A 5,210-nucleotide genomic window follows, 5' to 3' on the forward strand; every position below is an offset into this window, starting at 1 on the left:
CGCGGATCGTCGTTGTCGACCTCGTAGGTCCCCTCGTCGAGCCAGTGCCGCTGCCACTTGCGCTCCACTGCGTCGAAGTCGTAGGCGCGGGGCACGGGCAGCATGCTAAATGGTCCGAGCGGTCCCCCGGTCCCCCGGTCCGGCGAGGTCCGGCGAGGTCCGGCGAGGTCCGGCGAGGCGCTAACCTCGCGCGTCGTTGCTACGGGGGCGTAGCTCAGTTGGTAGAGCGCTTGACTGGCAGTCAAGAGGTTCGAGGGTTCGAGTCCCTTCGCCTCCACCCATAAGGCCAGGTCAGCGGCTTGCGAGGGTCGGTGACAAGCGGTGACAGCGGGTGCTTGTCAACGGTTTGTCAACGGGACTTCGAGGGGAGTGGGGCTTGTGCGGTCCCGGTTCATGGGGCTTGGGTAACCTTCGGCTGCCATGGTCCCGGACGCGCTGAGCAATAGCGAGACGCTGACGCAATACGGACACTCAGACTCTCGACCGCCGTTCCGGAACAGGCCCCGGGAGTGGACAGAAGACGAGATCTCGCTCATCAGGGGTCCGTTGGGCAAGGAAGAGGCTGCCAGGGCCGTCCGGGATCGGAGGTGGGAGGTGAGCGCAAAGGACCAGGTTCGTCAGACCACGGCCGGTCGTCTCCGCATGGCCGGCTTCAGCGTGACCAGTACCGGGACACCCCGCAACCCGGGTCATGTGTCCGTAAGGATTGATCTGGAGAAAGTGTGGGATGATGATGCCTGCGCCCGTTTCGACGAGTGTTTTGGGAACTGAGGATCAATGTCTGATCTAGCTGAGGTGCAGCCGGGCACCCGCCCTTGGGAGCCGGCTCGGGGGGCGAGTCTGGCGGTCGTCCTACACCGGTATGACCGCCCCCTCATCGGGACCTTCGATCAGCACGGTACTCACTACCTGTTTCGCTGCTTGGCCGGTGAGGTCGAGCGGGCGAACTTCTGGTCGTACGTCCGCGTCGATCCGGACCAAGAGGCCAAGCTCGCGGACGTCTCCGCGGAGCTATTTGACGAAGCGATAGACGAAGCATCCCAAGGACCAGGAGTCCTCGCTATCGCTGTCGACGATCGGATCGTCGCGTCAGCATTGATCGACGACCTCGACATCGACCTTTCGCCCGTCATCAGCCAGCTTGCCAGCCGGGGGTTGGCCATACTCCGCGAGGAGGAAGCGGCCCTGCAAGAGGTAGCGGCCGCGGTCTGATCTATCCCAGCAGGCTCGCGGATAGTGCCGCCCCAGCCTCCTCGGCCATACCGGGCAAGGTATGCGCGTAGATCGACAACGTGATCGTTGGCGAGCTGTGGCCGAGCATCTCGGAGACGACCTTCACCGGCACTCCTGAGGCCAGCATGAGGCTCGCAGCGGTGTGCCGGAGGTCGTGCAGCCGGATCCTCGGGAGTTCGAGCGCCCGGGCCTTCCTGTCGAACCACTCCGAAATCGAGTCCGGGTAGTACGGGGCGCCGAGTTCGTCAGCCACCAGCCAACCGGCGTCCTCGTACGCCGGACCCGCCGCCAGCTTCTCTGCCGCCTGACGGGCCTTGTGCGCCCGCAGGAGCGCCACCAGGTGGGCGTCGAGAGGGATGGACCGGCGACCTGCTGCCGTCTTGGGCGTGCTGTCCGCCGCCTTGCCATCCACGACCACCCGGGTCCGGTTGATCCGAATCACTCCCCCTTCGAGATCCACGTCGGTCCACCGCAGGCCACACAACTCGCCACGCCGTAGGCCGCGGGTGAGTAGCAGCGCCCAGGCGAAGGCAAGGCGATCGTTGCTGGTCGCCGACAGGAAGGATCACCCGCCTGACGACCGACTGGCAGCGTGAACGCGACCAGTTCGCCCACCGGTCGCTCAGGGTGTCGCCCGCCACGTTCGATGGCGATGAAGGCGACACGATCCGTGAGCATCGAGTCGTGAGCGTGCTGTCGCCCTCGTGGTGATCATCGGTGGCGTGGCGACGCGGGCGCCGTGTGGGGAATTGCTACTCGGCCGTCACCTCGGTCACCGCGGCTCTGGTTGAGGACTCGTCAACGATCGCCTTGGCGTCGGCGAACGCGGCGACAAGGGACTGCACGGCCAGGTTGTTGACGGTCCGCGGGACGCCCCGGGACACCTGGTGGATGAGACCGAGGGCATCGTCGGAAAAGAGGGTGTCGGACCTACCGGCGAGCTTCAGGTGGTGGGCCACGTAGTCGGCGGTCTCGGCTCGATCCATGCCCGTCATCGAGTAGCGCAGCGCCACCCGCTGGTCCAAGGCGGCGAAGGCCCCGAGCCGGATCCGCCGGCGAAGCGTCGGCTGGCCGACGAGGAGACATGCGAATGGCGCGTGGGAGTCCATGTCGGCGTTGGTGAGGAGGCGGAGTCCTTCGAGCTGGTCTGCGTCGAGCATGTGGGCCTCATCGAGAACCACCACGACCCGCCGCCCCCGCTCGTGCTCTTCGACGGCGAGGGCGTCCGCGGCTTGGGGGATCAGCGACGCCCGGTGGAACCTCGGGGTTCCCCCCAAGGTGGCCACGATCGTCGAGTAGAGGCCGCGCACCCCGACCGTCGGGTTGCCGAGATAGATCACGGTGTGGCGGCTGGCGTCGAGGCCAGCCAACGCAGCGCGCACGGCGACGGTCTTGCCGGCGCCGACCTCGCCGGTGACGACACCCATGACGCGCTCCTCGACGCACCAACCGATCCGAGCGACTGCTTCGGCATGGGACCGGTGGGCATGGAGCATGGACGGAGCGAGATCCTTGGCGAAGGGCATGCGGGTGAAGCCCCAGTGGGCCCGGAGACGGTCGATGGTCATGGGTGGATCTCCTTGTCGGTGTCGGTGTCGGTGTCGGTGTCGGTGTCGGTGTCGGTCGGAATCTCCGCGCCGGGCAAGACGAGCTGGGAGTAGTTGATGGACCGGGCCTGTTCGGCATCGCGGCGCTCGGCGAGGAGGCCCAGGTAGTCGATGCCGGTGGGGGCCGGCGCCGGGGCCGCCTCGGGGCGGGCCATTGGGTGGGCGTGACGGCCGATCGTGACCGGCAGTCCCTTGCCCATGGGCCGGCCCTGGAAGCGGATCTCGATGGCGGTGAGGTCGAACGGATCGAAGATGGCCTCGACGACAGAGCCCACCAGTGCGGCGTCGACCTCGAAGACGTTGGAGTGCAGCGAGATCGTCGCCGTCTTGGTTACCCGGCGGGTCTCGGACCACAAGAACGCCTCGTGCAGCGCCGCATCGCTCGGAAGCACCGGTGGTCCGGCGGCGAGCAGGCGTTCGATAGGCGCCTCGTTCGTCTCGGAGTGGCGACGCCGGTGATAGACGGTCTCCACCCAGGCGCTGAACAGCCGGTTGAGCTCGGCCAGGTCCGGTGGCGGCTTGGCCTCGATCTCGACGAGGAACTGAAGGCGGACCGTCTCGAAGAACCGCTCGATCTTGCCTCTGCCTTCAGGCTTACCCGGCCGACTGTGGACGAGGGCGATCCCCAAGCTGGCCATCGCCCGCAGCAGCTGCTTGGAGACGAACGCCGATCCGTTATCGACATAGCACCGCCGAGGCACACCTCGCGCAGCCAATGCCGAGCGAAGCGCCGTTTCGAGGCGGACCGTGTCTTCCGACAGCCCCCACCGATAGCCGACGAGGGCCCGCGAATGATCGTCTATGAAAGCGAACAGGTAGGTCTTCCTTCCGGCGATCGGCGGGCCGTGCAGGGCGTCGCCGGTCCACAGATCGCCCGGGGCGGCAGCCTCGAAGCGAGAGAAGGCCCGGGGCGCCGACCCGTCGGGTCGGGTGTTGAGCCCGAGACGGGCGAAGTGCCGCTGGAGGGTACGAGCCGAAGGGCCGCTGCTCTCGGCGGTGCGGACGATCTCGGCCACCTGGGCGGCGGTGCGTCGAGGGACCTCGCGCTTGAGGGCTTCGGCCAGCTCGAGCAGGCGCTCTTCGGTCACCGGCACTCCGGTGCGTGGCACCGGGGCGAGCGCCTCGAACCCACCGGCCCGATAGGCGCGGATCCAGCGGTCGATCGTCCCGCGGCCCACCTTGACCCGGCGGCCACCCGGACCGGCGTGGTCCACAGCGGCCAGCTCGCGCACGAGCACGCCACGTTGGCGAATGGTGAGGGCGGCGTCGGCCGCCTCGCGGATGAGGGAGTAGCGGAAGAGCGCGACGTCTCGTTGCGCCTCGTTCATGGGGTCTTGGCCTCCTCTGTCGATGGACGCCGAGACCCTTGCCGCTCACACCGGCGCTGCCCAGGGTGAGCTCGTGTTGGAAAGCAGGCCCCCGGCAGTCACCACCGAGGCGAGGGACCACACGGGGCGTGGCCCAAAGCGGCGGACCGCCACGATCCCGAGCACACCGATGGCCTCGACGGCGTCGAAGAACGCCGAGCCACCGGGCGAGCGGCGGTCGTGGATGGGGTCGATCGCGTGTGCCCAGCGGGTGAAGTGCTCCCGCAGTCGCTCGGCCATTGCGGCGAACCGGCGCAGCCAGCCCCGCACCGTCGACGCCGGTCGACCCAGGCTCGCGGCGATGGAGCGGTGGCCGGCACCGTTGGCTTTGGCGACGAGGGAGGCCCCCACCACTTCGACACCGTCACGCCGACGGACGAGCGTGTCTTCTGGGACAAGGACGTGGGTCACCGCGCATGCCCCACAGATCGACCGTCGGAACCGTCGGCGCTCGACCGAGCCGAGCCGGCGGATCTCGCGTTCGACGCTGTTGCCCCACGGCCGCAAGGCAGTCCCGCAGCCAGGACAGGCCAGGCTGCCGGCCACAAGGTCCGACTCGACGCGGGCGGCGTCGGTCCCTACGATGAGCACAGCGGAGCTCCGGCTTCGTCAGGAAGGGCCCCCTCGTGATCTTCCAACGGTCAGGCGAGGGGGCTCTTGCGCGTTCAGGTCGTGCTCACGCTGGCGCCCTCCGCACTTCGAGGGCAAACCCTGACCGGCCCCGCCCCGTCCTCATCAACGGCGGCGTCGCCACCACGACCACCAACTCATGTCCACCGTCGGTGTCCGTCAGGGTCCCCGTTGTGATCAATCAACGCGGCGCCCGACACTCAGGGACGTCGACTACGTCTACGTGTTCGCCGACGGGATCCACTTCAACGTCCGCCTCGAAGAAGCACGGCTATGTGCCCTGGTCATCGTGGGTGTCCGTTCGGACGGGACCAAGGAGCTGGTCTCGATCTCCGATGGCCACCGGGAGTCGATCGAGTCCTGGGCCGACGTG

General features: G+C 67.9%; 5 protein-coding genes, 1 tRNA gene and 1 pseudogene. 3 read left to right on the forward strand and 4 right to left on the reverse strand.

Features of this window, described 5'->3' with window-relative positions; translation table 11 throughout:
* The first annotated feature begins 203 nt into the window (after positions 1–203).
* Positions 204–277 (forward strand) — tRNA-Ala (locus VNF71_10830).
* A gap of 500 nt (positions 278–777) precedes the next feature.
* Positions 778–1,212, forward strand: a complete 435-nt coding sequence (locus tag VNF71_10835; protein HVA75044.1) for a hypothetical protein — start codon at positions 778–780, stop codon at positions 1,210–1,212.
* Position 1,213: 1 nt separating this feature from the next.
* Here VNF71_10835 and VNF71_10840 read toward each other — a convergent pair whose 3' ends face one another.
* The 4 genes from VNF71_10840 to VNF71_10855 form a co-directional block, all read right to left on the reverse strand.
* Positions 1,214–1,792, reverse strand: a complete 579-nt coding sequence (locus tag VNF71_10840) for a site-specific integrase (GenBank protein HVA75045.1) — start codon at positions 1,790–1,792, stop codon at positions 1,214–1,216.
* Positions 1,793–1,985: 193 nt separating this feature from the next.
* Entirely contained in the window at positions 1,986–2,801 is an 816-nt protein-coding gene (locus VNF71_10845) for an AAA family ATPase (GenBank protein HVA75046.1), read from the reverse strand.
* Positions 2,798–4,168, reverse strand: a complete 1,371-nt coding sequence (locus VNF71_10850; protein ID HVA75047.1) for a DDE-type integrase/transposase/recombinase — start codon at positions 4,166–4,168, stop codon at positions 2,798–2,800. The genes VNF71_10845 and VNF71_10850 overlap by 4 nt, the downstream gene beginning before the upstream one ends.
* Positions 4,169–4,213: 45 nt before the next feature.
* A complete protein-coding gene (locus VNF71_10855) occupies positions 4,214–4,798 on the reverse strand; it encodes a hypothetical protein (GenBank protein ID HVA75048.1) in 585 nt (194 codons plus the stop codon).
* A 241-nt stretch (positions 4,799–5,039) separates the two neighbouring features.
* Here VNF71_10855 and VNF71_10860 point away from each other — a divergent pair.
* Positions 5,040–5,210: pseudogene (locus tag VNF71_10860) on the forward strand (transposase).

Source organism: Acidimicrobiales bacterium (assembly GCA_035533095.1).
In the GTDB taxonomy this organism is placed as follows: domain Bacteria; phylum Actinomycetota; class Acidimicrobiia; order Acidimicrobiales; family Palsa-688; genus DATLUM01.